Source organism: Alkalilimnicola sp. S0819, assembly GCF_009295635.1.
Classification (GTDB): Bacteria; Pseudomonadota; Gammaproteobacteria; order Nitrococcales; family WHIW01; genus S0819.
Genome location: NZ_WHIW01000010.1, coordinates 78,053 through 102,978, shown reverse-complemented (window position 1 = coordinate 102,978; position 24,926 = coordinate 78,053). Strand labels below are relative to the sequence as shown.

The following is a 24,926-nucleotide window of genomic DNA, read 5'->3' as shown; positions in this document are numbered from 1 at the left end:
CTCAGCTCGAGCCGCCCCGCAAGCTTGGGCGCCGGGGCGGCCGGGTCCGCCGCCGCAGCCAGCGCCAGCCGATCACCACCCCGGTGAGCGAGAGCAGCAGCCCGCCCAGGCTGAGGCCGATCATCCACAGATCCCACAGCGGCCGATGGCCCACCAGCGCCGGGAAATCCCAGGAATGCAGGCCGTTGAACAGCCAGCGATAAAGCCGGGAGCCCTGGTTGCGCTTGGCGGCGATGCGCCCGTCGGCGGGGTCCAGGTAATACCAGGTCTGTGGCGGGTCGGCTAGCCGCAGCCGCAGCACCGGCAGGCGGCGCTCGCCTCGGCGGGCGTAATAATGGTTGTCGTAGTCTTCCAGCCAAAGGGCATCAACCCGAGGGACTTCGGGCCGCAGCCCCGCCGCCAGGGCTTCCAGTTCCACCCGCCTCAAGCCCGGGCGGGTTCGACCCGTGTCGCCATGCACCAGCCGCGAGGAACCGTCGGCGGCCAACAACTGATAATAGGGCTCGCCGCCGATCCGCCGCCAGCGCACCTCCCGCAGCTCCGCCGGGCCTGCCGCCAGGGCGGCCCGGGCCGCCAGCCCAAAGCGCTCCGGACGCAGTTCGCCACCGGTCATGGCGGCCCGCTCCGCCGGGCCGATGGCGGGGTGGCCGATCAACCCCCAGGGGTTCATCGACAGCAGGCCGCTGAAGACCCAGCCCAGCGTGGCGATGCCGAACAGCAGGCCGGTCCAGTGGTGCCAGCCCATCATCCCCCGGTAGGGCGTGATCCGCCCGCCCCGGTAACGCCGTCGCGGGCGCAGCCGCATGATGCCGACGATCAGGCCGCTGAGCGCGGCAAGGCAGGCGAGCAGCGCCAGCCCGATGAGCAGCTGCCGCCAGAGGCCTCTGTGCTCCCGCAGGGGCTTGAAGTACAGCCAGTGCACCACCGCACCGACCCAGTTCAAGCCCCGCTCCAGCCGATCGGTATCCAGCAGCACCTCGGCGCTGGCCGCGGACAGATAGAGCACCTGGCCGTCAGGGCCCGGCGAGGCTATCCGGTGCAGCGGTCGATGGCGATCGAAGCGCCCGCTGACGGTCCACTGATCCGACTGCCGCGGGCCCAGATACCTTAGCTCCTCGACCGGCTCCGCCAGATGCGCCGCGGCCACCGACAACAGCCGCGCCGTGTCGGCGGCCGCGACAGGGCTCAGGTCATCGGCATAGCGGCTGACGCGCCGCTCACCGGCGGTGACGTGATACACCGGGCGATCCCCCGCCATGTTCAGCCGCAGGGCATCGATGGGCTCCCCGGTCACCGCCCGCAAGGCCTCCACCGGTGCGCAGCAATCCGCCGGGGAAAGGTCGGCCAGCCCCGCCAGACGTTCGTGCTCGTCGAGATGCGGAAAGGGCACGTACATCATCACCACGCCCGACACGAACCAGGCGGCGAACAGCAGACAGCCGAAGATGCCCAGCCAGCGGTGGGCCAGGAACAGCAGGCGCTTGGGGTTCATGACCGGTCGTCGCTCGCGGCTTGCGGGGCTCAGTCGCCCTGGGGCGGGACATCGCCGCCCTGGAAGCCACTGATCCGCAGGCTGATCGTCAGGGGTTGATCGCTGTCGTTGCGGAAATACCAGCCGTGTTGACCGGCAAAGGGTGCGACCAGCATACCGTGAGCCTGGTCCACGGTATCGTGGCGGTAGCTGATCACCTGCTGGTAGCCAATCGCCGCGCCCTCCTCGGGCTTGGCCGTATGGCCGTGGAAATCCATGTACACCGGCCCGGCGGAGCTTTGCCAGGTGTAGAGCAGCGGCGCGCCGGCGGCCAGCGTCACCGCATGCTCGGTCTGGTGACCCGGCTCGCCCTTGGCCGCCAGTTCGATCTCCACCACCTCGCTGGTATAAGGCTGGGCGTAATGCCGGGCGACGTCCGTGGCGGCGGTCTGCCCGGCCGTGGCGATGGCGGCGGGCAACAGGGTGGCGGCCAGCAGGGCCAGGGGCGCGGGGGAACGGGGGAACAAGCGAATCATTGGTGCACTCCTCATCAGAAATCGTAGGTGTAACGCAGCTGCAGATTGCGGGGCGTGCCCAGGTTGTCGTAGCGGTAGGGGGTGTTGCCGACGTCCCGCCGGCCGCGGGAAACGCTGGAGGCGTATTGCACATCGCCGGCATTCTCCAGCCGCAGCGACAAGCGATGCCGGCGCTGCGCGCCGAAGCGGTACCAGGCGCTCAGATCCACCAGGGTGTAGTCGCCATAGCGCTCCCGGCCCACCCCGCCCAACTGCTGATAGACCGGGCCGACGTGGAGCAGCGCCAACTGCGCGCCGTAGCGCTCCCCCGGGGCGTCGTAGCCGAAGGCGGCCTTGGCCTGGTATTCCGGGACCCGGTCGATCTGCCGGTCATCGCCCCGGGCCCGGGCGCGGGACCAGGTGGCGCTGAGGCGGCCGTACCAGCCGGGCACCGGCCGCACGGTGAACACCGCCTCGGCGCCGACCATGCGCACCGCCTCGTCGCTGTTGACGTAGGTGGAGCTGCCGCCGCTGCTGACCCGGGCGATGAGCTCGTCGATCTCCCGGGCGAAGGCGGTCAGTTCCCAGTCGAAGGCCGCCTGGCCCAGGCGGGCGGCACCGCCCCAGCCCAGATCGATGTTGAGGCTTTCCTCGCCGTCCAGGTCCTCGTTGCCGCGGGGGTGATCCGGGTCCCGCGCATACAGATGGTAGGCCGAGGGCAGCTTGAAGGCGGTGCCCAGACTGGCGCGCAGGTATTGATGGTCGGCGATCGGGTGACGGGCACTGAGGTTCCAGGTGAGGTTCTCGCCGCCGAGCTCCGCCTTGTTGGCGCGCACCCCCAGCGCCAGCATGGTGTCCGGGGAAAAGCTCAACCACGGGCGGTACTGGGCGAACAGGGCGCCCACGTGCTCGGTGCGGGTGTCGATCAGCAACACCGCATCGTTGCCCGAGTACGCCTGCCAGTCGAGCCCGAACACCAGCTCGCTGTGATCGGGCAGGAACCAGCGGCCCATGGCGTTGATGCCGTAGTCCTCGTAGCCCCAGGGGTCGGCGTCGTTGATCACCGCCAGGCCGCCGCCGGGCTGGTTGTGCAGCTCCGTGTAGTCGGTGCTCCAGTCGTGGTAATAGGCCTTGAGGTAATAGCCGAAACTGTCCGAGACCAGGTGATCCCACTTGGCGATGAGGATGTCCTCGTCGCGCTCGTTATAGGCGGTGTGACGATCGGTGGGGGCGGGGTGATCGACCCGGGCGTCGTTGTGGATGTACTGCAGCGTCAGCATCTGGCCCGGTGCGAACTCCCGTCGGTACTTGCCCCCCAGGGAGCCGACCCGATAGCCGCGCTTGGTGCCGCCGCCCCGCGCACTGGGCTCGATGTGCTCATCGCGATAGGGCGTATAGCCATCGGCCGAGGCATGGGAGCCGAACAGCACGTAACGATGACGGCCCCCGCCGCCGCGGACATAGCCGTTGACCTGTCGCTCGCCCAGGCTGCCCGCGCCCTGGCCGAACTGCCCTTCGGTCTGTTCGGCGAAGCCCCGGGTGATGATGTTGACCACCCCGCCCAACGCCTGGGTGCCGTAGAACAGGCTCTGCCCGCCCTTGAGCACCTCGATGCGCTCGATCATGTTGGCGGGCAGCGAATCCAATGGCGAAGTGCCGCCGAACAGGCGGTTGTTGATGCGCACCCCGTCCACCAGCCAGAGGATGTCCTCGGTACGCGAACCCTGCAGCGAGGCGTGAACGTAGTCGAAACGGCCGTGCTTGGGGGCGATGTAGAGCCCGGGGACCAGCATCTGCAGGGCCTGGGCGGTATCGGTGACGCCCAGCCGCTCGATCTGCGCGCGGCTGATCACCTCGACCCGGTTGCCGTAATGGCCGAGCTCGCCGGAGAGGCTCTCCTCGATGGGTTCGTCGGCGACCCGGATGGGCTCCAAGCGGTGGCCGTTCGCGCCCGCCGGTGACGCGGTCAGCACCAGCAGCGCGGCCAGTGCCGCCGCGGGCGCTCGGGCGCGGACCGCGCCGCTATCGGTTTCACGAAATGAATATTGCACGATGCACCCCTGCGTGTGGCCTGGCAGGCCGGAGGCACCGACGCACGGCACCGGGCAGGAGTGGGGCGTGCGGCTGACCGAGGAACGGAACAGGCAGCGCTGCCGTGCATCCCGCGCCGGGACCCCTGACGCGAAGGTGTCCAGCGCTGGATCGACATGGGTCGATCGGTCCCGGGAGGTTTTCGGGCTTGGTGCATGAACACCTTACCGTTGCGCGACAGCTCCGGATTTTCACCGGATTCCCCTCCCCACGCCGCGTACAGTCGCGGCGCATACAGGACTGGGGTAGAGGCTATCGGTATACCGAATACAAAGCAAGCCGCCCGGAGGCCGCCTCCGGCCCGGGCACGAGAATGCTTATACGTTTCGGCGGCAGGCCCTGTTGCCGGCAGGTCCGCCGGGGCCGTGCGCAACACCGGGACCCTCCATGGCGACAGACAAGCACCGTGGCGCGCCGCGTCTTGTGCCGCGCGCCCTGAGCAGCGCCGGCCGGGCCCCGGGACTGGGCAAGGGGGCGCTGCGCCGTTAGCGACGCGGTCGGGCGGAATCGGCGCCAGCCTTCCCTGGTTCAGGGCTCCCGACCTTCCCCGGCAGGGACAGATCCCCCGAGGCCACCTTGAACACATCGACCACACACAGCAACGGCGCGTGCACGCTCGCGTTAACCCGCAACGCCGCCGCGACGCCATCGAAGCTGCCGTCAGCGACCTCGCCGATGTCGTCGAAGGGCACCCGCACCTCCACCGTGGCGCCATCCATCACGGGACTCCAGCCAGGGCTGTCGATAAGAATAGGCAGGCCCGGCCAGGTTTTGGGCAGCCGCGGCTTGGCGCCTTCCGGAATATCCACCACCTTGAGCGCGTCCTTGCCACAGGCATCGTCCGGCGCAAGCACCACCCAGTGCGAGTGCCAGATGTTGCCGTCGTTGTTCAAGTCGCCGTCGCCGTTCTCATCGAACCAGGGCGTGTCGTCGAAGTCCGGATGGGCGGTCACGGCAAAGGCGAGGATGCCCGCCTCGGGCTCGAAGCCAACGACAGCCGGGTCGATGGAAGTGGGCCAGACGTAGGAGAAAACGTCGCTGCCGGCCAGTTTGCCGGACGGCGCCGGCCGGCTCTCCCCTGCCTGGCCCGAAACCTCCATGTGAAAGACCGCGACGTTACCCTCGGTCGTCATCCTCGAGCGCACGATGTCGAACGACGCGTGCACCGCCTTGTCCGGCGTTGTCTCGATGACGTGGGCCTGATCCTCGTCCGCAAACGAAGGGACGGCGCCGCACAGCAGCATCAGCGCAAGAGCGCATCGGGACGGGTATCGCATTGGCCTTTGCTCCTTGGCTTGAGAGATGTCACCTCACACTAAGGAGAAGAGGTATGGGCGCCGGCCGGTTAATGCATTCCCGCCAAGGGATGCGCGAGCGGGCCGGCCCGCGAGCCATGCGACACAGAGATTTTTGCCCCAGAAACGACGAAGGCCCAGCACATGGCTGGGCCTTCTGTCTGAAGCAATATGGTGGCCGGGGACGGAATCGAACCGCCGACACGGGGATTTTCAAGACGTCGACCGAGAGAATCGGCTGTGATGACAGTGACTTGCCGCCGTTAATCGCAGGCAGTCGTGGTGTTCCCCGGCCCCTGCCTGCATTCCAAGGATTTCCATGCCTATCCGAGCCGAGCCGGCAGAGGGCACGTTCTCCATACCTTGAGCGGCGAACACTGACACGGCTGCTCCGCGCCACCTACGCCAGATCCCGCGCAATAACCCGGCTGCGGACCGGAAGACTCCCGGACAGCCGCAGCCGAAACCGACTGGCACTGAGGCGGTCTCGGCCCGCGCATCCTGTGAGCACCCGCCGGCAGACGATCAGTTGTGCCGGCTGAGGCACGGATTTGCTCTGGGGGGTGGCGTAGCAGCACCCGGATGCTGCGCCAATCCTACCCACACCGGGCGCTGTTATGATCGCGCCGGAGACACCATCGTAGGCTGGTGATGACAGCCAGTACCATCTGCCGGAGGAGTAGCATGATCCTGAACCTGACTGAAAACCCCAGTCTCGACGATGTCCGAGAATTCATCCGCTCGGGCGATGACACGACTGACACGCAGGTGCGCGTCACGCGAGCTGGCAAGGCGGAGCTGGTTGATGCCACGGGTGCGCCTGAGAGCCATGGCGACATCCTCTTCCGCTTCCATACCTGGGATGCGGGAAACGGCTATGTCGGCGAGGCGGCAGCCCGAGACGATGTGTGGGTCCAGAAGGTCCAGCGCGCGCTCACGGAAAACTGGCCCAACCCAAAGCAATCCTCCCTGGAGGTCTGAGCGCGCCGCGGCCCCCGCACCAGGGCTTGACTTTTCCACCAAGACAGGAAAGACTTTCCGGCTGCGACACCAGCACATCGGTGGAGAAAGGCTCCGTGCTCGTGTCGTCTGGGTTGGCTCACCCAAACGATTTTGCTGGTACCCGCTGAGCGCTCATTGTGGCCTCAGAGGACCGATCAAATCCTCAGCAGAGCCCCCAGGCGACCGACCCGTATCAACTTTGCTCCTCGGCATATGCGCCGCCCCGTTGTGCGCGTGATCGCATCCCGACCAGCAATGCCGCTGGCCGGGCAGGGTTTATATGCTGAGGATTTCTATTATGTGCGAGTCACAGCCCTCTTTTGTCCCGTCCGTCCGCTCGCTGATGAAGCTGGAGGACCTCTCCGACACCTCCTCGCGCGAAGCAGCTCTGCTGCTCAAACACATCGTGCTGGCCACCTCCTGCGCCATCGTCGACGAAGACGAGGCCCACGCCACCGAGCTGCTCAGGCACCCCTACCCGATTCCCGACCTTGGGGAAGCGCGGGAGGAATCGTTCGACACCGCGAACGCGTTCCTCGCCGCCGCGGTCGCCAACCACGTGCTGCCGCGCTGGCTGGACAAGCCGGCCGATCCCGAGGACTTCGCTGAGGCGCTCTATGCCGCCGCCACTTCGCCGGAGGCCATGCGGGCGCTCGCTCATCTCGGCCTCCTGACGATCGAACCGCACCGTGCCACCGACGAGACCACCGTCGATCTCACGGCGCGCGCCGCCAATTCGCCCGACTGGGGAATCTGATCCCCCACGAGAGAAACCGGCTGACGGGTCTCCGCCTTCAGGGGCGGGACCGTCCGCCGGTGGCGACGCCGCGCAAACCCGGCGAACGATCAGTCACAGAGCAGGAGGAAGGCCAGCGGCCTTCCTCTCACGGAGAATAACGATGGCCATCACCCGACACTCCCCCTCCTCCACCCGTCTCACTTTGGACATGCTCCGAGAGAGGGCGGTCCAGCCCGACGCCGCGGCGGCGCCCGTCGACGTCGAGCTTCCGTCGGCGAACGAGGACGCCCACGACACGACGAGCGCGGCAGCTCCCCTGGCTGAGGCGACTGCGGTACCCGCCGACGAATCAACCCCGCATGAGCCCGCTCATGCTCGACAGGCCGGCCAGCCTGAGCCTCAGCGCCACGAAGCCGCCCGAGGGGAAATCCCTCGCCGGAGCAATCCGCCGCCGGAGGCGGACCCGCGGAACCCGGACCCGCTCGCGGACATCCTGAGCATGTTCGTCTACGTTGCGGCCGTCGATGGCATGGTGAACACCGAGACCGGCGAGATCATGCCGTTCCGCGCCTTCTGCCGCCTCTTCCAGGAGCATCTGGACGAGAACCTCGGCCTCTGCGAGAGAATCCTGTTCCGCGATCCGGGGCTGGCCCAAAAGTACGTCGGCTTCGTGCTCGACCCGGGAGCGCCGCACAAAGTGATGCGGCACGGGAAGCCGTACCTGAACACCTACCGACCGCCCGCCTTCGCCGCGGCCGAGGGCGACATCGCGCCGTTCCTCGACTTGGTGGCCCGCCTGTTCGACGGCGAGGAGGAGGCCACGCGCTTCTTTCTCGACTGGACCGCGTATCAACTCCAGCACCCCGGCCAGAAGCTCCCGTACGCGATCACGCTCGTCGGCGGCCCCGACATTGGCAAGAGCCTGCTCGGGCGCATGGTGGCCGAGCTCGTCGGCGCGCGGAACACGATTCATCTGCGCGCGAGCGATCTTGTCGCCAAGCACAACGACTGCTTTCTCGCCGCTCGGCTCGGCATCCTCGACGACATGGACCGGATGAGCGGGACCGTCGCTCGCGCCTTCAAGCGTCTGGTCACCAGCACTCAGATCTGGATCGAGCCCAAGCACGCGAAGGGCTTCTCGATCCCGAACGTCATAAGCTTCCTCGCCTTCGCCCGCAGGCGCGAGGACGTGACCGTGGAGGAAGCGGACAAGCACAACTGGGTCTTCGTGAGCGATGCCGCTCCCCTCGACTACCAAGACGCCGGAGAACTGCTCGCTTGGTTTTTCGGCGAGGGCCGGTGCTACGTGCTTCACGCCCTCCGGAGTCGGGATCTCACCGAGTTCAGCCCCTACGCACCGCCGCCCGCGCAGCCGGGGCACGCGGAGCTCGCGGCGATGAGTCGCTCCCCGACCGAGGACTACCTGCGCGAAGCGCTGGAGGGCGGCATGGCGCCGCTGGAGAAGGATATCGTCATCCTCAGCGAGGTGACCGATTTCCTGCGCACGGAGCGCAACATGATCACGACCATCACCGAGGTCCGCAAGGCGCTGGTCGCTATCGGTGGCTTACGCCTCGGCCAGAAGCGCCTGTTTGGCCCCGATGGTCCCAAGCCGAATGTTTGGGCGATCCGCCGGCACGCTCACTGGCAGAACGCCAGCGAGGATGCGATTGCCGCGCATCACCATGAGAGGCCGGACGAGTAGCCACCCGTCTCTGGGGCCGCCCGTCCGGGCGGCCTCACTCCGCCTCGCCTCGCCTCACACCCCCACTGGCTGCTCCCCAAGCAGAACTTAATAATTTTCAGTCACTTCGGCTTCTGCCGCCTCATTGCCTCAGCGCCTCAGCACAAATCGCACTTTTCCTTCTCCTGCCCCCCACCCGGAGAAGAGGAAAAGACAATGAATTGGGCGAGGCAGTGAGGCGAGCGCAATTTCCCCTTGGCCCGCAAGCGTTGTCGCCGCCTCACCGCGCCGGATTGCCCGAGGCGAGCTGAGGCCGGGCGAGGCTTATGGCCTCCGCTTTCGCCACGCGGCGAACAGACCAATGGGGATGGCTCCGGCTCCGCCGGAGGCCGTCCGCCTCACCCTCACATCTGGGAGTCCCGCCATGCTCATCGCCACCTCGCCTCGCGGCCGCCGGATTCTGCGCTCGCCGACTGTCACCCTGCCGCTGGCCTGGCTCATGACAGCCGCCGCGCTACCCGGGAAGAGCCTCGCTCTCGGCCTGGCGCTCCTGTGGCTCGTGCGCGTACGCCAAGCCCCGACCGTCACGCTCAGGCGCATAGCGCTCGCCCGCTTCAGCGTCTCCCGCGATGCCAGCTACGACGCGCTGCGCCGCCTGGAGCGCGAGAGCCTCGTCCACGTGCGCCGCCGGCCCGGCCGCCCTCCAGAGGTCACCCTCCTGGCCCCGGACGGCGAGCCGCTCAGCATCACGTAGGCCGCCACCCGACCCCAAAAGCAAAAAAGAGACCCGAACGGCCGAAGCCGTTCGGGTCACACTACATAGTCAGGATGCGTCTAGGCCGACTCGGCCGCCCGGATCGCACTACCTACCGACTGCGCTACCTGCCGCTGCTCGGCATCGCCCAGGTGCGCATACCTCGTCGTAATCGAAACGCTGGAATGACCGAGAAGGCGGGATACGGCGTAGAGGCTGGCCCCCGCGTTGATGGCGATCGTTGCTGCATTGTGCCTGGCATCGTGCAACCGCACTCGCCCCTCAATACCCGCCGCGTCGAGGATGCGCTTGAACGCCTTCGTCGGGTTCACCAGCGGCTTTTCAGGATCGCGGCCCGGAAACACCCACGGCGACTGCCCCAGGCTCGGCTGCTCGGAGAGCAAGGCCCTCGCCTCGTCGTTCAAGAGCGCGTGGCGCCCCTTGCCGTTCTTGGTGTTGGGCAGGAACAGCGTACCGGCCTCCAGGTCCACGTGCTCCCAGCGCGCCTCCAGCGCCTCCTGCCGCCTGACGCCGGTGAACAGCAGGAACTTGATCACGGTGGCGGCCACCCGCGTGGCGGCGCGCGCCGTCGTTCGGTTCAGCTCGGCCTCGATTGCCACCATCAGCCGCCCCAGCTCGTCCTTGGTCAGGATGCGCTGGACCTGGTTGTTCTCCTTGAACAGCCTCACCCGACGACAGGGGTTCTCGGCGATCAGGCCGTAGTCGACCGCCAAGCTGAACATCTTCGACAGGAGGGCACGGTGGCGGTTGGCGGTCGCCGCGCAATGACTCACCTTCACCTCGCCGTGGTAGATGTCGATGTCCTGGACGCCAATACCATCAATCCGGCGGTGGCCAAAGCGAGGCACCAAGTGCAGGCGCAGCTTCGACTCGTCGGCGCGGTAGCTGCGCTTGCGCTGCGCCCAAGGGAGGTAGGTCTGGCTGGCGAATTCGGCGAAGGTCGGCATCGCCCGGATGCGGTTGCGCTCGTCCTGCGGGTCCTTGTCCCGGTCGAGAAGCGCCAGCGCCTCCAGCGCCCGCGAGCGCGCCGCGGCAACATCGGTCGCCGGATAGACGCCGAGCTTATAGTTGCGCCGCGCGCCCCGGTACACATACCGCAGCCTGAACACCTTCCGGCCGGTCTTCGACACCTCCACCTTCAGGCCGGGAATTTCGGAGTCGGTGTACTCGGCAGCCTTGGCCGGGGCGTTGGCGGACTGGGCGGCCAGCTTGGCGATGGCGCGGTCGGTGAAACGGAATTTGGTGGTTTTGTTGACCATGGTTTGCCTCGTCGAGCATCAGAAAAACGAAGGCCGCGACCCGGCGTGGTACCGGACGCGGCCTAGTGGACGGGGAGCCGAATGGCGAAACCCCTATGGGTCTGTTCACGTTTCCCTAACGAAAAATGGAAACGGCACGGGGACTGCCGCTTTCCTCCGACGCATCAGATGCTTGGACTCAAAAGGCAGGACGGAGAAACGGCACGGGTCTGCTAAATCCCCGAGCCCTGGGAGACGATGGCCGCCAAGCCCTCGTCTACGCCCTCGCCGACGGTGGAGCAATGGAGAAGGGCAGGAAGACGTAGCGCCGCCGGCGGCGCTCGGTCCGGGACATTTCCGGGCGAGACGACACGCGGAGCAGGGGCATCAGGGAAATCAGGGAAGCGGCAGCCCGAACTCCTCACGGGTCTGCTCCAGGGCGTAGCGCTCGGCATCGATGCGGGGGATGCCGCCGTCGAACTCGATGAGCGCGGCACGCTCCTCGAAGAACTCGCGGGCATCCTCGCCCAGGAGATCGACGGCCTGCGCCACCGCCGGGTCGATAGGGACCGGAAATCGTGACTTGTCCATTCCTCAGTACTCCTCGGGTAGCAGCATCGTCGTGAGGCGCCGGTCCGCCTCGGTGATGATCCAGACGCGGCAGCCCTCCGCCGCCGGGTAGACGGACAGCAAGCGACCGCCCTCGGCCAATGCCTCCTCATTGGCCGCAGCATCGTCAGGAGGGATGTCGCCCCAGTCGCCAGCCTGGTGACGGGCGAAGAAGGGCGCAGGCGATACGCCCAGCTCATCGAGCCGGGCAAGGGCACGGGCCGTGATCAGCAACTGGCCCAGCGAGAAACGGGTATTGCTCATGAGCAGTCTCCAGAACGAAAGACGCCGAGAGCAGCTGGGCCCTCGGCGTCGTGTGGTGGGAAAGATCAGGGGAAGCAGGGTTGTCGCGGGTCAGGCCTCTTCCTCGGCCAGAACCTCGCAGATCGCGAGCAGGCTCGGATCGACGCCTTCGGCCTTGGGCACGATGACCGAGATGAACTCGCCACCGTCGGAGAGCAGGATCACCGCCTCGTACCAGTGCCCGTGGTCGCTCACCCACTCAAAGATCGGGATGTACTCGTCGAGGTCGTCGAAGGCGCTGGGGCGTCCGATGAGCGGCGGGCAGTCGTGGTAGTGCCGGGAGTCGCCAGGGTCGTCGCCCGGCTCGACCAGGAGGAACCAGCCGTAGGTCTCCGGATCGTAGGGCAAGCCGTCGATCAGCCATTCCTGGATGCGCCGACTCAGCAGCTCGCGCAGCGCCACGTCCTCGACCGCTGCGAGCTCAGCGGGGTCACGAATCGCCTTCATCCCCGGCACCCTCCTCTGTCGCGGCTTGGCGGCCACGCTTGCGAGGCCGCTTCCGAGTGCCCACTGATTCGGCCCCTTCCGCCTGCTCGGCGTCCGGCGCGTCCTCAGCGCTCGCCGTCTCGGCTATCCCTGCGGCCCCCGCCTTCCCTGCGGCAGCGGATGGAGGCGCACCCACGGTGCCGAGACTCGCGCCCTGGAGCATCTCGGCCGTCCACGCGGCCCAGTTGCCCAGGCGGACATACTCATGCGCCGCCTCCGGCGCCGGCCCCAGCAGTCCTTCAGCCCGGAGGATGGCGGCAAGGAAGCCGGCGTTGTTGGTGCTCTTGCCCACGAAGGCTTGGCGGAAGATACGGGTGCGAAACGCCAGCGCCTCGTCCTGATGGGCGAAACACGCCTCGACGGCCTGAAACGGGACGATCTCCCGGCTGAAGTAGCCACCGCTCTCATTGCCGGTGAGGGCGACAAAGAGCTGCTCGTGCTCGGGGTCGGCCAGCCAGCGGTAGGTGATCGTGCCCTGGGCGCGCTGGCCGAGCTTGGTCGCGGTGCCCTCTCTCAGCAGGTGGTAGTAGGGGATATTGTCGTCGGTCATGACGAAGACCTCTTTGCGGTAGACAGAAACGAAAAACCCCCATGGCCCGCGAAGGCCATGGGGGTTGCGGTAGGGTCGCTGGATGCCGGTCAGCGGCGCAGGGTCAGATTCACCGTCAAATCCACTTCGCTCGGCAGCCAGGACGAGCTGGAGCTGGGCAGATCGAGATGGGACAGCGCGGACGCGCAGGGGGAAATCAGGGACAGCATGGGTTCATCCTCATGAGTTGGTGTCGATCGCCGAACGGCCGGACGGCCACGGCATGGGCGGCAGAAACGCCACGAGGATGATATGCGGGTGAACCAGCAGGCATAGACAACCTCCGGCTCCACACCCGTCCGGCCGATTAGTCGCTAGCGCCATACCTCGAAACCCGTGTGCGCGCCTCATCCACGTGCGCTTAGGACTCGACCAGCACCCGCGCTAGATCTTCGGGCAGCGGCATCGGTCTGAAGGCACTGACATTCGCCCGCCCGGTATTGCCGACGGGCACCCAGATGCGCGAAAAGAGCAGCGCCGCCAGCGCGCGCGAGAGTTGGCCGCGTACCTCGCGCGCATCCCGCAACTGCCAGCCGAGCCTGAGCATGCGCAGGTGGGTCGCCGCATGTGCCAGCGCAAAGCGCTGACCCAGGATGTGAGCGCGCTCAAGGTGCGCGAAGGCCTGCGGGAGATTGCCCCGCGCCTCGGCCGCCTGCGCCGCGGCAAGCTCGTCCCGGTAGAGTGACTTCAGTGCGTTGTGCATTGCTCGCGCTCGCTCTTGGTTTTTGCGTCTACGGCACTCGCTCCACAACAGCTATCCGCCTGTGCCGCAGCATCGGTGCCGCAGCAGCTATCTGCCCTCGCTACGATGTCAGTGCCACAACATGCGCCGGACGGCTCCACAGTTGACACTGTCTCAACCGTCTGCGGGCTGTGTGCACGCCACTCTTGCCAAGCTTCCCTGAGCACCTGCCAAGCCGAGTGCAGAAAGAGCGCGGCGATGGCAAGACCGACCAGGACGTCCGGCCACAGCGTGCCCGTGAGGCCCACGAGTACCGCCGCGGCGATCACGCTGGTGTTGGCGATGAGATCATTCCTGGAGCACAGCCAGGTCGAGCGCATGTTGAGATCGTCACTGCGGTGGCGATAGAGCAGCATGAAGCACACCGTGTTGGCAGCGAGCGCGATTAGCCCAACGACACCCATCCACTCGGCCTCGGGCACCACGCCCAGCACGCTCTTGCGCAGGGCATCTCCGATGACGACGAGACCAAACAGCAGCATGAACGCGCCCTTGAATAGAGCCGCAGCCGCGCGCGTGCGGGCGCTACGCTGCAGGGCGTAGATCGTCAGCGCGTATACCGAGGCATCGCCGAACATATCGAGCGAGTCACCGAGCAGCGCCGTCGAGCGCGCCAACCAGCCGCTGATGAACTCGAAGAGAAACATCACGGCGTTGATGGCGAGCACGATGTAGAGCACGCGCCCTTGCTTGGCACGCAGCTGGGCGAGCTCGCCGGCCTTGTTCTCGCAGCAGCTATTCATTGTCCGATCCTCATCCAGGAATCATTGGCGGTAGAATGAGGGTTGTAGCGACTATAAGGTCAAGCGAGGAGGATGATGGTGAGTGTTGACAAGCACTACACGGTGGGGCAGCTGGCAAAGGCCACCGGCACCAAGGCTGTAACGATTCGCTATTACGAGCGTCTGGGGCTGCTGCCCTCCGCAGGCCGTACCGCCGCAGGCTATCGCCTCTATACCGAGGTCGAGCGCGACCGTCTGCTCTTTATCCGGCGCAGCCGCATATTGGGTTTTAGTCTGGACGATATTCGTGAGCTGCTTAGCCTTGCCGATGAGCGTGAAACCTCCTGTGCCGCGGTCGACGCCAAGGTTGTAGAACAGCTCGAGCAGGTGCGAATGCGCCTCCGTGACTTGCGCGCCCTGGAGGCCGAGCTCGAGCGCCTGAGCGTATGCTGCGCAGGAGGCACCATCGATGACTGCCGCATCATTGAGACACTCTCAGCGGAGTCTGCTGGCCGGGTATAGGGCCCGGCCGCCATGGAGGGACCGTCAAATCGCCCCCTCGCCGCGTTCGCCCGAGCTAACCCGTACTGCCTGCTCAACCGGTAGTACGTAGATCTTGCCATCGTGACGCAAGCCGGTGTGGGCTGCCTTCTCGATAGCGGCAACCACGGTTTCAGCCAGTGCATCCATACAGAAGACCTCGACTCGGGCCACTTGGCGGAAGTCGTGGATCATCTCCGGTGTCGGGGCCAGTTCGCTGCCTTCATGTCGTCGACCGAAGCCCTCCCCCCGGAGCACGGTCATGCCCGTCAGGCCTTCGATCGGACGAAGCGCACGCGTGACTTCCTCCACTTTCTCCTCCTTGATGAACGCCTCGATTTTCTTCATGACAATCTCCTCAGCATGCTTGGGTTACACCGTTCACTAGAAACCTGCGGGAGCGGCGCCTCCGATTAGGGACGCGCTCTCCTACAGGGACGCCATGCGCCGTCCTTGGCTCTTGCTCACAGCTTACTCAGGCGCCGGTTTCGGGCTCGACGCGGACGGCAAACCACTTATAGAGCGCCGGTATCACCAGCAGCGTGAGCACGGTGGAGGTGATTAGCCCACCGACCACCACCGCCGCCAGCGGCCGCTGCACTTCGCTACCGGTGCCGGTTGCGAACAACAGCGGCGCCAGCCCTAGCGCCGTCGTCACGGCGGTCATCAGCACCGGCCGTACGCGCAGGCTCGCGCCGCGGACCGAAGCCTCGTCCACCGGCACCCCGGACTTCACCAGCTGATTGAGATAGGTCACCAGCACCATGCCGTTCTCCAGCGCGATGCCGAGCAAGGCGATAAATCCCACGGAGGCCGGCACCGAGAGGTTCTGACCGCTCAACCACAGCGCGGCGACGCCGCCCACCAGCGCCAGCGGAATGTTGAGCAGGATCAAAGCGGTGCTCTTGATCGAGCCGAAGCTCATGTAGAGCATCAGGCAAATGAGCGCGAGGGTGACGGGGATGACCACCGCGAAACGCGCATTGGCCTCCTGCTGCAACTCGAACTGGCCGCCCCAGTCCAGGATGTAGCCGGCTGGAAGCTCGACCTCCCGGTCGATCGCCGCCTGAGCGTCTTGCACCAAGCTGCCGATGTCGCGCCCCTCCACGTTGGCCTGCACGGTGATGTAGCGCTGGGCATTCTCGCGGGTGATCTGCCGCGGGCCTTCGATGGCCTCGATGGTGGCGAGCTGACCTAGCGGTACATCCTGCCCGTCGGGCGCCTGGACCAGGAGATCGGCGATCGCCTCGGCGTCGTCGCGGAATCGCTCCTGGTAGCGGATGTAAATATCAAACCGGCGCGTCCCCTCGAAGATCTGACCAGCCTCGACGCCCCCGACGGCGGCGCTAATCGCATTCTGCACCGTCGCCAGATCGATCCCGTAGCGAGACAGCGCCTGGCGGTCCGGACGAATCCGCAGCTGCGGCGTGCCGGTGACCTGCTCGGTCTGCACATCCGCCGCACCCGGCACCTCGCGCACCACAGCGGCAATCTCGTCGGCTTTGCGCTTGAGCGTCGCCAGATCATCGCCGAAGAGCTTGATCGCCAGATCCGCTCTCACGCCGCCGACCAGCTCGTCAACCGAGAGCTGGATCGGCTGGGTGAGGTTTGCCATCACGCCGGGCATGCCATCGAGCGTCTGTCTTAGCGCTCGCTCGATATCGCCCTGCGAGTCGAAGCCGAGCTCGGCCCACTCGCTGCGCGGCGCGAGCACGACCAAGGCGTGCACCGAGTTGATCGGGTCGGCGTGGGCGCCCACTTCGCCGCGGCCGATGCGGCTGACCACCGCCTCCACAGCCGGGACGCTGAGCATCCGCTTCTCGGCGAGCAGCGTGAGCCGCGTGGCTTCGTCCAGGGAAATCGACGGAGCCAGAGTCAGGTTGACGATCAGATCGCCCTCGGCGAGGCGGGGCGAGAATTCGCTGCCGAGCCTTGGGAAGATGGCCGCGCCGGCGACCATTAGCCCGATCGCCAGGGCCACCGCGATCCAGCGCTGGCGGATAAAAAAGCGCACCAGCGGCCGGTAGGGCACCAGCAGCGCGCGAACGATCCACGACTCGCCTTGGGCGGTGCCCTCGCTCCTATCCGACGCCGCAGCCTTGCTCTTGCGCTGGGCCGGGCGGCGCATCAGCAGGTCGCTGAGCACGGGGGCCTGTAACAGGGCGTAGACCAGCGAGCCGAGCATCGCCAGGGCCACGGTGTAGGCGAGCGGGCGGAAGGTTTTGCCCTCGACGCCGGTGAGCGTGAACAGCGGCACGAACACGATGATGATGATGGCGATCGCAAACACCACCGGTTGGGCCACCTCACGGCAGGCGCGCCCGACGACATGGATGCGCGGCTCATCGGGTACGGCCTCGCGCAGATGACGGTCAACGTTCTCGACCATCACGATGGTGCCGTCCACCATCATGCCGATCGCGATGGCCAGCCCGCCAAGGCTCATCAGGTTCGCGGAAATGTCGAACCAGTGCATGGCGATGACCGCGAACAGCACCGAGAAGGGGATGGCGAGCGCCACCACCACGCTGGGGCGCAGGCCGCCCATGAAGACGAGCAGCACCAGCGCTACCAGCACGATGCCCTGGAGCAGTGCGTCCGTGACCGTGGCGACGCTGTTCTGCACCAGCGTGCCTTGCTCGTAATAGGGCACGATGGAGACGCCTTCGGGCAGGCTCTCGCCGATCTGTGCGAGCTTCGCCTCGACCCGCTCGATGACCTCGGACGTGTCGGCCTGGTAGAGCTGCACGACCATGCCGGAGACGACCTCGCGCTCACCGTTGAGGGTCTGCAGGCCCTGGCGCACCGCACCGCCGATCTCGATTTGCGCCACATCCTCAAGCCTGATCGGCGTGCCGTCCTCGGTCTTGACAGTGATGGCTCTGAGATCCTCCACGCCCTGTGCGAGGCCCTCCGAGCGCACCACGAACTGCTCGCCGCGCTGCTCGATGAACTGGGCGCCCACGTTGAGATTGTTGGCCTCGACGCGCTCGATCACCTCATCGAGCGTCAAGTCGTAGCGCAGCAAGGCGTCGGGGTCGACGTTGACCTGATACTGCTTCTCAAAGCCGCCGATGCCGAGCACCTCGGTGACTCCGGGCACCGTCTCCAGCTGCGGCTTGATCAGCCAGTCCTGTATGGCGCGCAGCTCGGTGAGGCTGTAGCGCTCCGGCGGCGCATCGAGGTAGTAGTAGAGGATGAGCCCCTGACCGGTGGAGATCGGACCCATCTCCGGCTCGCCGAAGCCCTCGGGAATCTGCTCGCGCGCCTCCTGCACGCGCTCGCCGACGAGCTGGCGCGCAAAGTACATGTCCGTGCCGTCTTCGAAATAGACGCTGACCACCGAGAGGCCGAAATTGGAGATACTCCTGACCTCCGCCACATTGGGAAGCCCGGTCATCGCCCGCTCGACGGGATAGGTGACGTAGGTTTCCACTTCCTCCGGCGCCAGGCCCTCAGTGACGGTGAACACCTGGACCAGCGTCGGCGACACATCGGGCTGCGCTTCTACAGCCAGCTGCCGCCAGCTGAAGAGGCCGCCGCCGATCACCGCAAGCGCCAGGACCAGCATGAGCAGCCGGCTGCGCAGCGCAAGGTCAATAATTCGTTCGATCATGCTTCAGACTCGTATGCAGTGCCTAAGAGGTGGCGTATTGGAGGGGGCGGAGCGGCGGGAGCCACCCCTGCGCTGGCTGGTCGGCGCGTCAGTGCGCATGACCGGCTCCCTCAAGCGCCTCACGCCCGTGCTCGGCCTTGAGCGTGAAGGTGTTAGTGGCGGCATAGCGTTCCCCCGGGCGCAGACCCGCTTCGATCTCCACCTTCTCTTCGGCACGACGGCCAAGTCGCACCGGGCGCGGCTCGAAGCCTTCATCGGTAAGAACGAACACAACCGATTCCTGTTCGACGGTTTGCAGGGCCGACTCCGGGATCACCACGTCCGCCTGGGCCTGGGCGACCTGAACCCGGGCCGTGATGAACTGCCCCGGGCGCCAACGGCCATCCGGGTTATCAAGCACCACACGCGCCGTAGCCGAGCGTGTCGCCTCCCGCATCTGCGGCGTGACGTAGTCAATGGTGCCCTCGGCAGTCAAGTCGCCGCCGTCGGCAATCACCGTGACCTTCTGACCCGCGTGCACTGCGCCGAAATCGCGCGGATAGACGGTGAGCTGCGCCCAGACGGTTTCCGTGTCGGCGATCACGAATGGCGGCTGATCCGCCTCGGCGGCGGTGGTCTCGCCGCGCGTCAGGTGCCGCTCGATAACGGTCCCAGCGATGGGCGCGGTGAGCTCATAGCGCGCCAGCGCAGCCTCACCCTGTCCGCCGAGCTCGCCAATCTGCTGGCGACTCAGCCCGAGTGCCTGCAACTTACGTTCGGCCAATTGCAGCGCAAGCTTCGCCTCGCGCAGGGCCTGCCGGCTCTCCAGCACCTCCGCCTCCGAGGTGATCTGCTGCTCGGCAAGGCGCTGCTTACGCTCAAAGGTTGCCTGGACCAGATCGAGGCGTGCCTGGGCGGAGAGATAATCGGACTTGATCTGTGCAAGCTCCCGACTGGCGAGCACCGCCAGCACGTCGCCTTGCTGCACTCGATCCCCCGTACGCTTAAGAATCTCCTGCACCACGCCCTGCACCCGCGGTGTGACGCGTGCGACGAGGTCCGGGTCGAAGACGATTTCCCCCGGTAACTGGCGCGTTACCGTGACCGCTCCACCTTCCGCCGTGCGCACCTCGATGCCGAACTCGGCAAGCTCCTTTTGGGTCAAACGCACGATCCGTTCTTCATCGCCGTGCTCGTCGTGGTCCTCGCCGCCTTCATGGTCGTCGTGGTCCTCGCCGTCCTCGTGGTCCGCATCGGCCTTCTGCGCCGCGACGTGTGTGTCCTGACCGGCGCCCTCAGCAGCGCTGCCTGGCGAACCATCACCACATCCTGCTACCAGCACTACGGCCAAAAGGACCGTCGTTAGCCGGTATCGCTTACTCAAGAAATCAACTATTAAAGCCATGGAAAAACTCTCTGGTGTATTCGTCAGCGCATCGTGAGACACGCGCGGTACGGGCCGCGCACGGCGGTCACGCCCGTCAGTGGCGTGGCACGTCGCATGAGCTCGCGCTATCGTGAGGTTCTGCTCGGTCACTCGGCGGCCTCCCGAGCCTGCGTAAGGCGTTCACCGGCAGCGAGGCGTAAATCCGCCTCCTGCGCCCGCGCTTCCAGCAGCAGATCCCGCTGCTGCTGGGCAGCACGCCACTCGGCCTGGGTGGCGTCGATCAATGCCGCCAAGCCCAGTTCACCGGCCGCATAGCCTTTCTCGGTCAACGCAAGCACACGCCGCGCAGGTTCAAGCACCTGCTGCTCGTGGCGCGCGAGGCGCTCCAACAGACGGGTCAGCTGAGCGTAGCTCTCCTCCAGTGCGCCCCGATGCTCGCGTAGCCGTAGCTGGTACTCCTGGATGGCGCGGATCGCCTCGCCCCGGCGAGCAGTGACATACCCGCTACCGGTACTCCACAGCGGAATCTCGACCTGAAGGCCAATGGAGTAGGCCGGCTCGCGCGCGCCATCGAAAATCTCCTCTTCGCGGGCGGCACGCAGTTCCAGGTCCGGAATACGCTCCGCGCGTGCCACGTCGACACGGGCGGAGGCCGCCTCGGCACTCTCGCGGGCGGCGCGCAATGCCGGGTGCTCTGCCAACTGAGCTTCCAGCCGTTCGAGCGGGGGTGGACTTCCAGGAGCGCGCAAGGGCGAGAGTGCGAAGGACAGGTCGTCCGGCAGCTTCAGCAGATTGAGGAGGCGCAGGCGCATTGCCGCCTCCTCGCGACGGGCGTCGTCGAGTGCGGCTTCAGCCTCCGCGGCCAAAACCTCGAGCCGCAGCGCCTCGCGCCCCGGAATGTCGCCGGCGGCAGCACGTCGCTTTGCGATCCGGCGGAACTCGCGCGCGCGCTCTAACTGCGCCTGTGCCAGCTCGACGCGTTCGCGTGCCCACTGTAGGCGGTGGAACGTCCTCGCCGTGATCCGCTCGATCTCAAGCGCGGTCGCGCCGGTGGCGGCCTGCGCCGCATCAAGCGCCTCCGAGGCAGCTCGGCGCTGCGCACCGAGGCGCCCCCCGATGGGGAGCGGCTGACTGAAGGCATACTCCTGCACGTCCCAGCCACCGTCTCCGGTTTCCTGACCGAGCCTGTCCCCGGCCGCGATCTCGAAGCTCGGATTCGGCCAGCGGCCCGCCTCATGAAGCTCGCCGCGCTGCACCATCACGTTCGCGCGGGCGCCGGCAAGTGATGGTGAGACTTCCAATGCGCGCGCGGCGCTACTCTCAAGCGTCCACTCGTCGGCCTTTGCCGCCAGCGGCACCAACAGTGACAGGCTAGTCGCGAAAACGATCGACCGCGCCAGGCGGACGCGAGGCAAAACAGATATCTTGCGCATGACAACACTCCGACTCTCCGGCTTAGGCCGGATGTGCGGTAACTGGCGAACAGCAGTGCTGCTGTCCGAGACTCAGAACGATGTCGTCAGGCGAAAGGAGGGGCACGCGTCAGGGGACGAGACGCGTACTGGGCGGGAAGTGGCGGACTGCTCTCATAGCGCGGGGAGATGCTCACCCGCGGGAGAATCCAGGCAAGCAGAAGTACCGCTACAAGGAAAATGGCGGGCAGATCACTACCGCCATCGAAGGCGTTGACAAGCCTGTCGGGCGTGACGTCGACCTGATCCGGATGCTGATCGAGCTGCTGATAGTCGGAATGGACGACGCTCGAGGCTTCGCAGTCTGCCGAGATATGCTGGTGCATCGCGAAGCCCAGCAGAAACTGGCAGACAAGCACCACCACCAGCGCCGGCACGCATCGCCGCAACAGTGATTGGTGTTGGCCAGTCTCTAAGGTCATCGGTAAAGAAGCCTCACGGTTTTCTCGTGACAGAGCTAAAAGCCATGGGCGCGTCACGCATCCGGATCATCCCATACTCTCATCTTGAGGGCCAGTTTCAGCACTGTGCGGTGGCTACACGGGCTGTGCAGTCGGCGCCGTACCAGCCGGTCTCGCGCGGTTGGATACCGGATCACGTGGGCTAGATGATCCAGCGCTGCCTCCGCGCTATGTTCATGAGATAGAGCCTATGAGCACGGATGGCCGTCTGTACCTTTGCGGTTAGGCCCCGAAGTAGGAGGAGATGAGGGTAAAAAGCGCAAATCCACCAATGACTGCGCCGGTAGCAAGCGGAAAGTCCTCGCTCTCGTGCGCCTCGGGCACGATATCCTCCACCGCCAATACCACCAGCATGCCGGTGGCAACCGAGAGAATGCCCATTTGCCAAGCGCTTGATGCATCGCGCAGCAGCCAATAGCTGCCGATAGCGGCCACCAGAATGGGAATGGCAAAGCCCAGCGACAGTAGAACGCGGGTGCGCCGCGGAATGCGCTGGCTGCGGAAGTTCGCGATACTGGCAAAGCCTTCGGGGATATCAGCCAGTACCTGCGCGACCGCGAGCAACAGGGCCAGCGAGAAGGAGACGGCCGAGCCGGTGCCGATCAAAAGGCCATCGGTGAAAAGATCGGTGGAGACGGCGATGTAGATCATCCAGGGGCCAGCCTTGCCGCCCCGCTGCGCCTGAACCCGCTTTACCACCTGCTTTAGCACGATGGAGAGAACGCCCCCGATGCAAAAGCCCAGCACCACGATCCAGGGCTTCGTGTTCTCCAACACCCGCGGCATCAGCTCCACCGCAATGACCGCAAAGACGATACCCGCCGCGCCATGCAGTGCGATGCTCACCCGGCGCTCGGTGGTCATAATCGCCTCTGCCAGCATGCCGCCACCAAAATTGCCCGCGAACGGCAGCAGCGCCAGCACGATGACTTGCCAAAGCTCCACGAGATACAACCCTTTAGTCTTGCCTTGGCTAACTCATTGGGGATCTAAGGGGCAACACAAAACCGGTAGTGGTAGAAGCCAGCTACTACTCTGGACACACCATGCCGGCATTTTGCGCTCGTTCCTACGAATGGCCCGGAGGGAACCGAGCCGCCAGCGCCACCGGGCGCGATGTTCCTCACGACGAGCCTGACCGGATGAGCGCGTGGGTGACACCGGCCCCGGGAGGGGAGAAAATGAGACCCCGGCATGATGCCGTGCGCGAGTCGCTGGAGTTTCTCCTGGCAGAGCGCCTGCGCGTGGACAGCACCCACGATACGACGAGCGCGCTCCGGTGAGTCCGCCGCCGTCGAGCCGTAGGATAGCCGCCCTACGCGGCGCTGCCGATCGATCTGCGCTTGGGCACGGGGCCGGACGGTTTCGAGTGCCTGCAGCGCCTGCGCGAGGGCGACGGCTACGATGCTTCGGCGGTGCCCGCGATCGCCTTCACCGGGCTGGTCACACAGGCGATCAGGCAGCGCTGCCAGGACGCCGGCTTTGCCCTCACGCTGACCAAGCCCTTTGCGGCCGAAACACTGGAAACAGCACTGACCGAGCTGATCGGGAAGGCACCGGACGCCGCCGTATTCCCCACCGTGGGCGGCGGCCAGCCTGTCTATCCCTGATCTCCCTGCCTTCCCTGCCGCCAATCTCCCGGAAATGCCCCGGCGCGGGGATTTTCGTCCCCAGAGACGGCGAAGGCCCAGCGCATGGCTGGGCCTTCTGCTTCAAGCAATTTGGTGGCCAGGGACGGAATCGAACCGCCGACACGGGGATTTTCAATCCCCTGCTCTACCGACTGAGCTACCCGGCCAGGAAGGGCGCCAATTCAACCGTATTCGGCGCCGCTCGTCAAGCGCGCCCGGTCTTACCGGGGCTGATAGTCCGGCGGGGCAGCCGAACCACCACCGAAGAAGAACTGCTCCATCTCCCCTTCCAGGAACTTGCGCGCCTTGGGGTCCATCGGGCTCAGACGGTATTCGTTGATCAACATGGTCTGCTGGCCCAGCCAGGCCTGCCAGGCTTCCTTGGACACGCTCTCATAGACGCGTTTCCCCAGTTCGCCGGGGTAGGGCACCCGGTCCAGGCCCTCGGCTTCGCGGCCCAGCTTCGCGCACTGCACGGTTCTCGTCATCGGCTCAGTCCTCCGTCAAACGGCTCAGCAGCCGCGCCACCGGCGCGGCCAGGCCCAGGGATTGCGGCGCGCGGCTGTTATACCAGAGCGCCCGCTCCCCTTCCATGACGCCACCCGGATGCGCCCGCACCCGTAGCCGCGTCGGCTGTATGTCCAGATGGAAATGGCTGAAGGTATGCCGCAGCACCGGCCAGTCCTCGGCCTGCCCGATCGCCAGCCCCTGCCGGGCGCACCAGTCCCGCCAGTCGTCTTCCGCGTCCAGTTCGGGCAGGCTCCACAGCCCGCCCCACAGGCCCGCGGGCGGGCGGCGCTGCAACAGCACCCCCTCTTCGCTTTCCAGCAGCAGCATGCGGGTGCGCCGCACCGGCAGGCGCTTGCGCGGCTTGCGCCCGGGGTAGTCCGCCTGGGTGCCGGCGGCGGCGGCCCGGCAGGCCTCATTCACGGGGCATTCGCCGCAGCGGGGTCTGGCGCGGGTACACAGGGTCGCCCCCAGATCCATCATCGCCTGATTATAGGCGCCGGTATCGCGCCCCGGGGTCAGCTGCTCGGACAGAGCCCAGAGCCTGCGCAGGGTCGCGGATTCTCCGGGCCAGCCGGGCACGGCGTGGAAGCGCGCCAGCACCCGTTTCACGTTGCCATCCAGAATGGGCTGGGGCTCGCCGCGGGAGAGCGACAGAATGGCCCCGGCGGTGGAGCGACCAATGCCGGGCAGGGCCTGCACGGCCTCCAGCGTGCCGGGCATCTCGCCACCATGCTGTTCGACGATCACCCCCGCGGCCCGGTGCAGATTGCGCGCCCGGGCGTAGTAGCCCAGGCCGGACCACAGATGCAGCACTTCATCCTGCTCGGCCCCGGCCAGCGCTCGCACATCGGGAAAGCGCTCCATGAAACGCTGGAAGTAGGGAATGACTGTCGCGACCTGGGTCTGCTGCAGCATGACCTCGGAGACCCACACCCGGTAGGGGCTGGCCGGATGCTGCCAGGGCAGATCGTGACGGCCGTGCACTCGAAACCAGGCCAGCACGCGCCGGGCGAACTCGCCCGGCCTCAGCGGCACCGGGGCCGACTCCTCGATCAGACGCGGCTGCATG

25 protein-coding genes, 2 tRNA genes and 1 riboswitch are annotated in these 24,926 nt (G+C 66.4%); of the genes, 6 read left to right on the top strand and 21 right to left on the bottom strand.

From position 1 onward, the window contains the following. Position 1: 1 nt before the first annotated feature. The 5 genes from GBG68_RS09960 to GBG68_RS09945 all read right to left on the bottom strand — a co-directional run bounded on the left by GBG68_RS09960 (position 2) and on the right by GBG68_RS09945 (position 5,667). Positions 2 to 1,492, bottom strand: a complete 1,491-nt coding sequence (locus GBG68_RS09960; RefSeq protein WP_193222296.1) for a PepSY domain-containing protein — start codon at positions 1,490 to 1,492, stop codon at positions 2 to 4. 29 nt (positions 1,493 to 1,521) lie between these two features. Continuing rightward, positions 1,522 to 2,007 (bottom strand): hypothetical protein, encoded by a 486-nt coding sequence (locus tag GBG68_RS14180; RefSeq protein ID WP_193222295.1) that lies wholly within the window; start codon positions 2,005 to 2,007, stop codon positions 1,522 to 1,524. A 14-nt stretch (positions 2,008 to 2,021) separates the two neighbouring features. Continuing rightward, positions 2,022 to 4,037, bottom strand: a complete 2,016-nt coding sequence (locus tag GBG68_RS09955) for a TonB-dependent receptor plug domain-containing protein (RefSeq protein WP_193222294.1) — start codon at positions 4,035 to 4,037, stop codon at positions 2,022 to 2,024. Between the two features lie 155 nt (positions 4,038 to 4,192). Beyond that, positions 4,193 to 4,337, bottom strand: a riboswitch (cobalamin riboswitch). Positions 4,338 to 4,562: 225 nt separating this feature from the next. Beyond that, complete coding sequence (locus tag GBG68_RS09950) at positions 4,563 to 5,354, bottom strand: hypothetical protein (RefSeq protein WP_152146830.1); 792 nt, start codon at positions 5,352 to 5,354, stop codon at positions 4,563 to 4,565. 190 nt (positions 5,355 to 5,544) lie between these two features. After that, positions 5,545 to 5,667: transfer RNA gene (locus GBG68_RS09945), tRNA-OTHER, on the bottom strand. Between the two features lie 389 nt (positions 5,668 to 6,056). On the opposite strand from GBG68_RS09945, the gene GBG68_RS09940 reads away from it, so the two are divergent. The 4 genes from GBG68_RS09940 (at position 6,057) to GBG68_RS09925 (ending at position 9,551) form a co-directional block, all read left to right on the top strand. Beyond that, complete coding sequence (locus tag GBG68_RS09940) at positions 6,057 to 6,353, top strand: hypothetical protein (RefSeq protein ID WP_152146828.1); 297 nt, start codon at positions 6,057 to 6,059, stop codon at positions 6,351 to 6,353. Between the two features lie 319 nt (positions 6,354 to 6,672). Then, positions 6,673 to 7,131, top strand: a complete 459-nt coding sequence (locus tag GBG68_RS09935) for a hypothetical protein (RefSeq protein ID WP_152146826.1) — start codon at positions 6,673 to 6,675, stop codon at positions 7,129 to 7,131. 142 nt (positions 7,132 to 7,273) lie between these two features. Next, the gene (locus GBG68_RS09930; RefSeq protein WP_152146824.1) at positions 7,274 to 8,818 is read left to right on the top strand and encodes a primase-helicase family protein; all 1,545 of its coding nucleotides are present in this window, start codon (positions 7,274 to 7,276) and stop codon (positions 8,816 to 8,818) included. Positions 8,819 to 9,221: 403 nt separating this feature from the next. Next, entirely contained in the window at positions 9,222 to 9,551 is a 330-nt protein-coding gene (locus GBG68_RS09925) for a hypothetical protein (RefSeq protein ID WP_152146822.1), read from the top strand. Between the two features lie 80 nt (positions 9,552 to 9,631). Here GBG68_RS09925 and GBG68_RS09920 read toward each other — a convergent pair whose 3' ends face one another. From GBG68_RS09920 to GBG68_RS09890, 7 genes are all read right to left on the bottom strand, one after another. Next, on the bottom strand, positions 9,632 to 10,831 hold the full coding sequence (locus GBG68_RS09920) for a tyrosine-type recombinase/integrase (RefSeq protein ID WP_152146820.1): 1,200 nt from the start codon (positions 10,829 to 10,831) through the stop codon (positions 9,632 to 9,634). A gap of 375 nt (positions 10,832 to 11,206) precedes the next feature. After that, entirely contained in the window at positions 11,207 to 11,401 is a 195-nt protein-coding gene (locus GBG68_RS09915) for a hypothetical protein (RefSeq protein WP_152146818.1), read from the bottom strand. 3 nt (positions 11,402 to 11,404) lie between these two features. Next, positions 11,405 to 11,683, bottom strand: coding sequence for a hypothetical protein (locus tag GBG68_RS09910; RefSeq protein WP_152146816.1), 279 nt, complete (start codon positions 11,681 to 11,683; stop codon positions 11,405 to 11,407). Positions 11,684 to 11,773: 90 nt separating this feature from the next. Continuing rightward, complete coding sequence (locus GBG68_RS09905; protein ID WP_152146814.1) at positions 11,774 to 12,169, bottom strand: hypothetical protein; 396 nt, start codon at positions 12,167 to 12,169, stop codon at positions 11,774 to 11,776. After that, a complete protein-coding gene (locus GBG68_RS09900) occupies positions 12,153 to 12,758 on the bottom strand; it encodes a hypothetical protein (protein WP_152146811.1) in 606 nt (201 codons plus the stop codon). The genes GBG68_RS09905 and GBG68_RS09900 overlap by 17 nt, the downstream gene beginning before the upstream one ends. A 400-nt stretch (positions 12,759 to 13,158) precedes the next feature. Next, the gene (locus GBG68_RS09895; RefSeq protein ID WP_152146809.1) at positions 13,159 to 13,500 is read right to left on the bottom strand and encodes a DUF3703 domain-containing protein; all 342 of its coding nucleotides are present in this window, start codon (positions 13,498 to 13,500) and stop codon (positions 13,159 to 13,161) included. Continuing rightward, positions 13,485 to 14,282: a cation transporter gene (locus GBG68_RS09890; protein WP_152146807.1), complete on the bottom strand. Its 798-nt coding sequence runs from the start codon at positions 14,280 to 14,282 to the stop codon at positions 13,485 to 13,487. The genes GBG68_RS09895 and GBG68_RS09890 overlap by 16 nt, the downstream gene beginning before the upstream one ends. Before the next feature lie 78 nt (positions 14,283 to 14,360). Between GBG68_RS09890 and GBG68_RS09885 the strand changes: the two genes are divergently transcribed. Continuing rightward, positions 14,361 to 14,783, top strand: a complete 423-nt coding sequence (locus tag GBG68_RS09885; RefSeq protein ID WP_226801763.1) for a MerR family transcriptional regulator — start codon at positions 14,361 to 14,363, stop codon at positions 14,781 to 14,783. A gap of 24 nt (positions 14,784 to 14,807) precedes the next feature. Here GBG68_RS09885 and GBG68_RS09880 read toward each other — a convergent pair whose 3' ends face one another. The 6 genes from GBG68_RS09880 to GBG68_RS09855 all read right to left on the bottom strand — a co-directional run bounded on the left by GBG68_RS09880 (position 14,808) and on the right by GBG68_RS09855 (position 22,661). Next, complete coding sequence (locus GBG68_RS09880; protein ID WP_152146803.1) at positions 14,808 to 15,149, bottom strand: P-II family nitrogen regulator; 342 nt, start codon at positions 15,147 to 15,149, stop codon at positions 14,808 to 14,810. Between the two features lie 127 nt (positions 15,150 to 15,276). Beyond that, entirely contained in the window at positions 15,277 to 18,417 is a 3,141-nt protein-coding gene (locus GBG68_RS09875) for an efflux RND transporter permease subunit (protein ID WP_152765673.1), read from the bottom strand. Between the two features lie 88 nt (positions 18,418 to 18,505). Continuing rightward, positions 18,506 to 19,738 (bottom strand): efflux RND transporter periplasmic adaptor subunit, encoded by a 1,233-nt coding sequence (locus GBG68_RS09870; RefSeq protein ID WP_319593360.1) that lies wholly within the window; start codon positions 19,736 to 19,738, stop codon positions 18,506 to 18,508. 191 nt (positions 19,739 to 19,929) lie between these two features. Beyond that, positions 19,930 to 21,216 carry a TolC family protein gene (locus GBG68_RS09865; protein ID WP_152146799.1) on the bottom strand — a complete coding sequence of 429 codons (1,287 nt, stop codon included), beginning with the start codon at positions 21,214 to 21,216 and terminating at the stop codon, positions 19,930 to 19,932. Between the two features lie 86 nt (positions 21,217 to 21,302). Beyond that, positions 21,303 to 21,677 carry a hypothetical protein gene (locus GBG68_RS09860; RefSeq protein WP_152146797.1) on the bottom strand — a complete coding sequence of 125 codons (375 nt, stop codon included), beginning with the start codon at positions 21,675 to 21,677 and terminating at the stop codon, positions 21,303 to 21,305. Positions 21,678 to 21,938: 261 nt separating this feature from the next. After that, complete coding sequence (locus tag GBG68_RS09855) at positions 21,939 to 22,661, bottom strand: ZIP family metal transporter (RefSeq protein WP_226801764.1); 723 nt, start codon at positions 22,659 to 22,661, stop codon at positions 21,939 to 21,941. Between the two features lie 398 nt (positions 22,662 to 23,059). On the opposite strand from GBG68_RS09855, the gene GBG68_RS09850 reads away from it, so the two are divergent. Beyond that, on the top strand, positions 23,060 to 23,326 hold the full coding sequence (locus GBG68_RS09850) for a response regulator (protein ID WP_193222293.1): 267 nt from the start codon (positions 23,060 to 23,062) through the stop codon (positions 23,324 to 23,326). 112 nt (positions 23,327 to 23,438) lie between these two features. Here GBG68_RS09850 and GBG68_RS09845 read toward each other — a convergent pair. The 3 genes from GBG68_RS09845 to mutY form a co-directional block, all read right to left on the bottom strand. Further along, positions 23,439 to 23,514: transfer RNA gene (locus GBG68_RS09845), tRNA-Phe, on the bottom strand. A 54-nt stretch (positions 23,515 to 23,568) separates the two neighbouring features. Beyond that, the gene (locus GBG68_RS09840; protein ID WP_152146792.1) at positions 23,569 to 23,835 is read right to left on the bottom strand and encodes an oxidative damage protection protein; all 267 of its coding nucleotides are present in this window, start codon (positions 23,833 to 23,835) and stop codon (positions 23,569 to 23,571) included. A gap of 4 nt (positions 23,836 to 23,839) precedes the next feature. After that, positions 23,840 to 24,925 (bottom strand): A/G-specific adenine glycosylase, encoded by a 1,086-nt coding sequence (gene mutY / locus GBG68_RS09835; protein ID WP_193222292.1) that lies wholly within the window; start codon positions 24,923 to 24,925, stop codon positions 23,840 to 23,842. Between the last annotated feature and the right edge of the window lies 1 nt (position 24,926).

Coding starts and splice junctions, on each gene's coding strand:
- GBG68_RS09960 (WP_193222296.1), bottom strand. CDS start 1,492: ATGAACCCCAAGCGCCTGCTGTTCCTGGCCCACCGCTGGCTGGGCATC.
- GBG68_RS14180 (WP_193222295.1), bottom strand. CDS start 2,007: ATGATTCGCTTGTTCCCCCGTTCCCCCGCGCCCCTGGCCCTGCTGGCC.
- GBG68_RS09950 (WP_152146830.1), bottom strand. CDS start 5,354: ATGCGATACCCGTCCCGATGCGCTCTTGCGCTGATGCTGCTGTGCGGC.
- GBG68_RS09940 (WP_152146828.1), top strand. CDS start 6,057: ATGATCCTGAACCTGACTGAAAACCCCAGTCTCGACGATGTCCGAGAA.
- GBG68_RS09935 (WP_152146826.1), top strand. CDS start 6,673: ATGTGCGAGTCACAGCCCTCTTTTGTCCCGTCCGTCCGCTCGCTGATG.
- GBG68_RS09930 (WP_152146824.1), top strand. CDS start 7,274: ATGGCCATCACCCGACACTCCCCCTCCTCCACCCGTCTCACTTTGGAC.
- GBG68_RS09925 (WP_152146822.1), top strand. CDS start 9,222: ATGCTCATCGCCACCTCGCCTCGCGGCCGCCGGATTCTGCGCTCGCCG.
- GBG68_RS09920 (WP_152146820.1), bottom strand. CDS start 10,831: ATGGTCAACAAAACCACCAAATTCCGTTTCACCGACCGCGCCATCGCC.
- GBG68_RS09915 (WP_152146818.1), bottom strand. CDS start 11,401: ATGGACAAGTCACGATTTCCGGTCCCTATCGACCCGGCGGTGGCGCAG.
- GBG68_RS09910 (WP_152146816.1), bottom strand. CDS start 11,683: ATGAGCAATACCCGTTTCTCGCTGGGCCAGTTGCTGATCACGGCCCGT.
- GBG68_RS09905 (WP_152146814.1), bottom strand. CDS start 12,169: ATGAAGGCGATTCGTGACCCCGCTGAGCTCGCAGCGGTCGAGGACGTG.
- GBG68_RS09900 (WP_152146811.1), bottom strand. CDS start 12,758: ATGACCGACGACAATATCCCCTACTACCACCTGCTGAGAGAGGGCACC.
- GBG68_RS09895 (WP_152146809.1), bottom strand. CDS start 13,500: ATGCACAACGCACTGAAGTCACTCTACCGGGACGAGCTTGCCGCGGCG.
- GBG68_RS09890 (WP_152146807.1), bottom strand. CDS start 14,282: ATGAATAGCTGCTGCGAGAACAAGGCCGGCGAGCTCGCCCAGCTGCGT.
- GBG68_RS09880 (WP_152146803.1), bottom strand. CDS start 15,149: ATGAAGAAAATCGAGGCGTTCATCAAGGAGGAGAAAGTGGAGGAAGTC.
- GBG68_RS09875 (WP_152765673.1), bottom strand. CDS start 18,417: ATGATCGAACGAATTATTGACCTTGCGCTGCGCAGCCGGCTGCTCATG.
- GBG68_RS09865 (WP_152146799.1), bottom strand. CDS start 21,216: ATGCGCAAGATATCTGTTTTGCCTCGCGTCCGCCTGGCGCGGTCGATC.
- GBG68_RS09860 (WP_152146797.1), bottom strand. CDS start 21,677: ATGACCTTAGAGACTGGCCAACACCAATCACTGTTGCGGCGATGCGTG.
- GBG68_RS09840 (WP_152146792.1), bottom strand. CDS start 23,835: ATGACGAGAACCGTGCAGTGCGCGAAGCTGGGCCGCGAAGCCGAGGGC.
- mutY (WP_193222292.1), bottom strand. CDS start 24,925: ATGCAGCCGCGTCTGATCGAGGAGTCGGCCCCGGTGCCGCTGAGGCCG.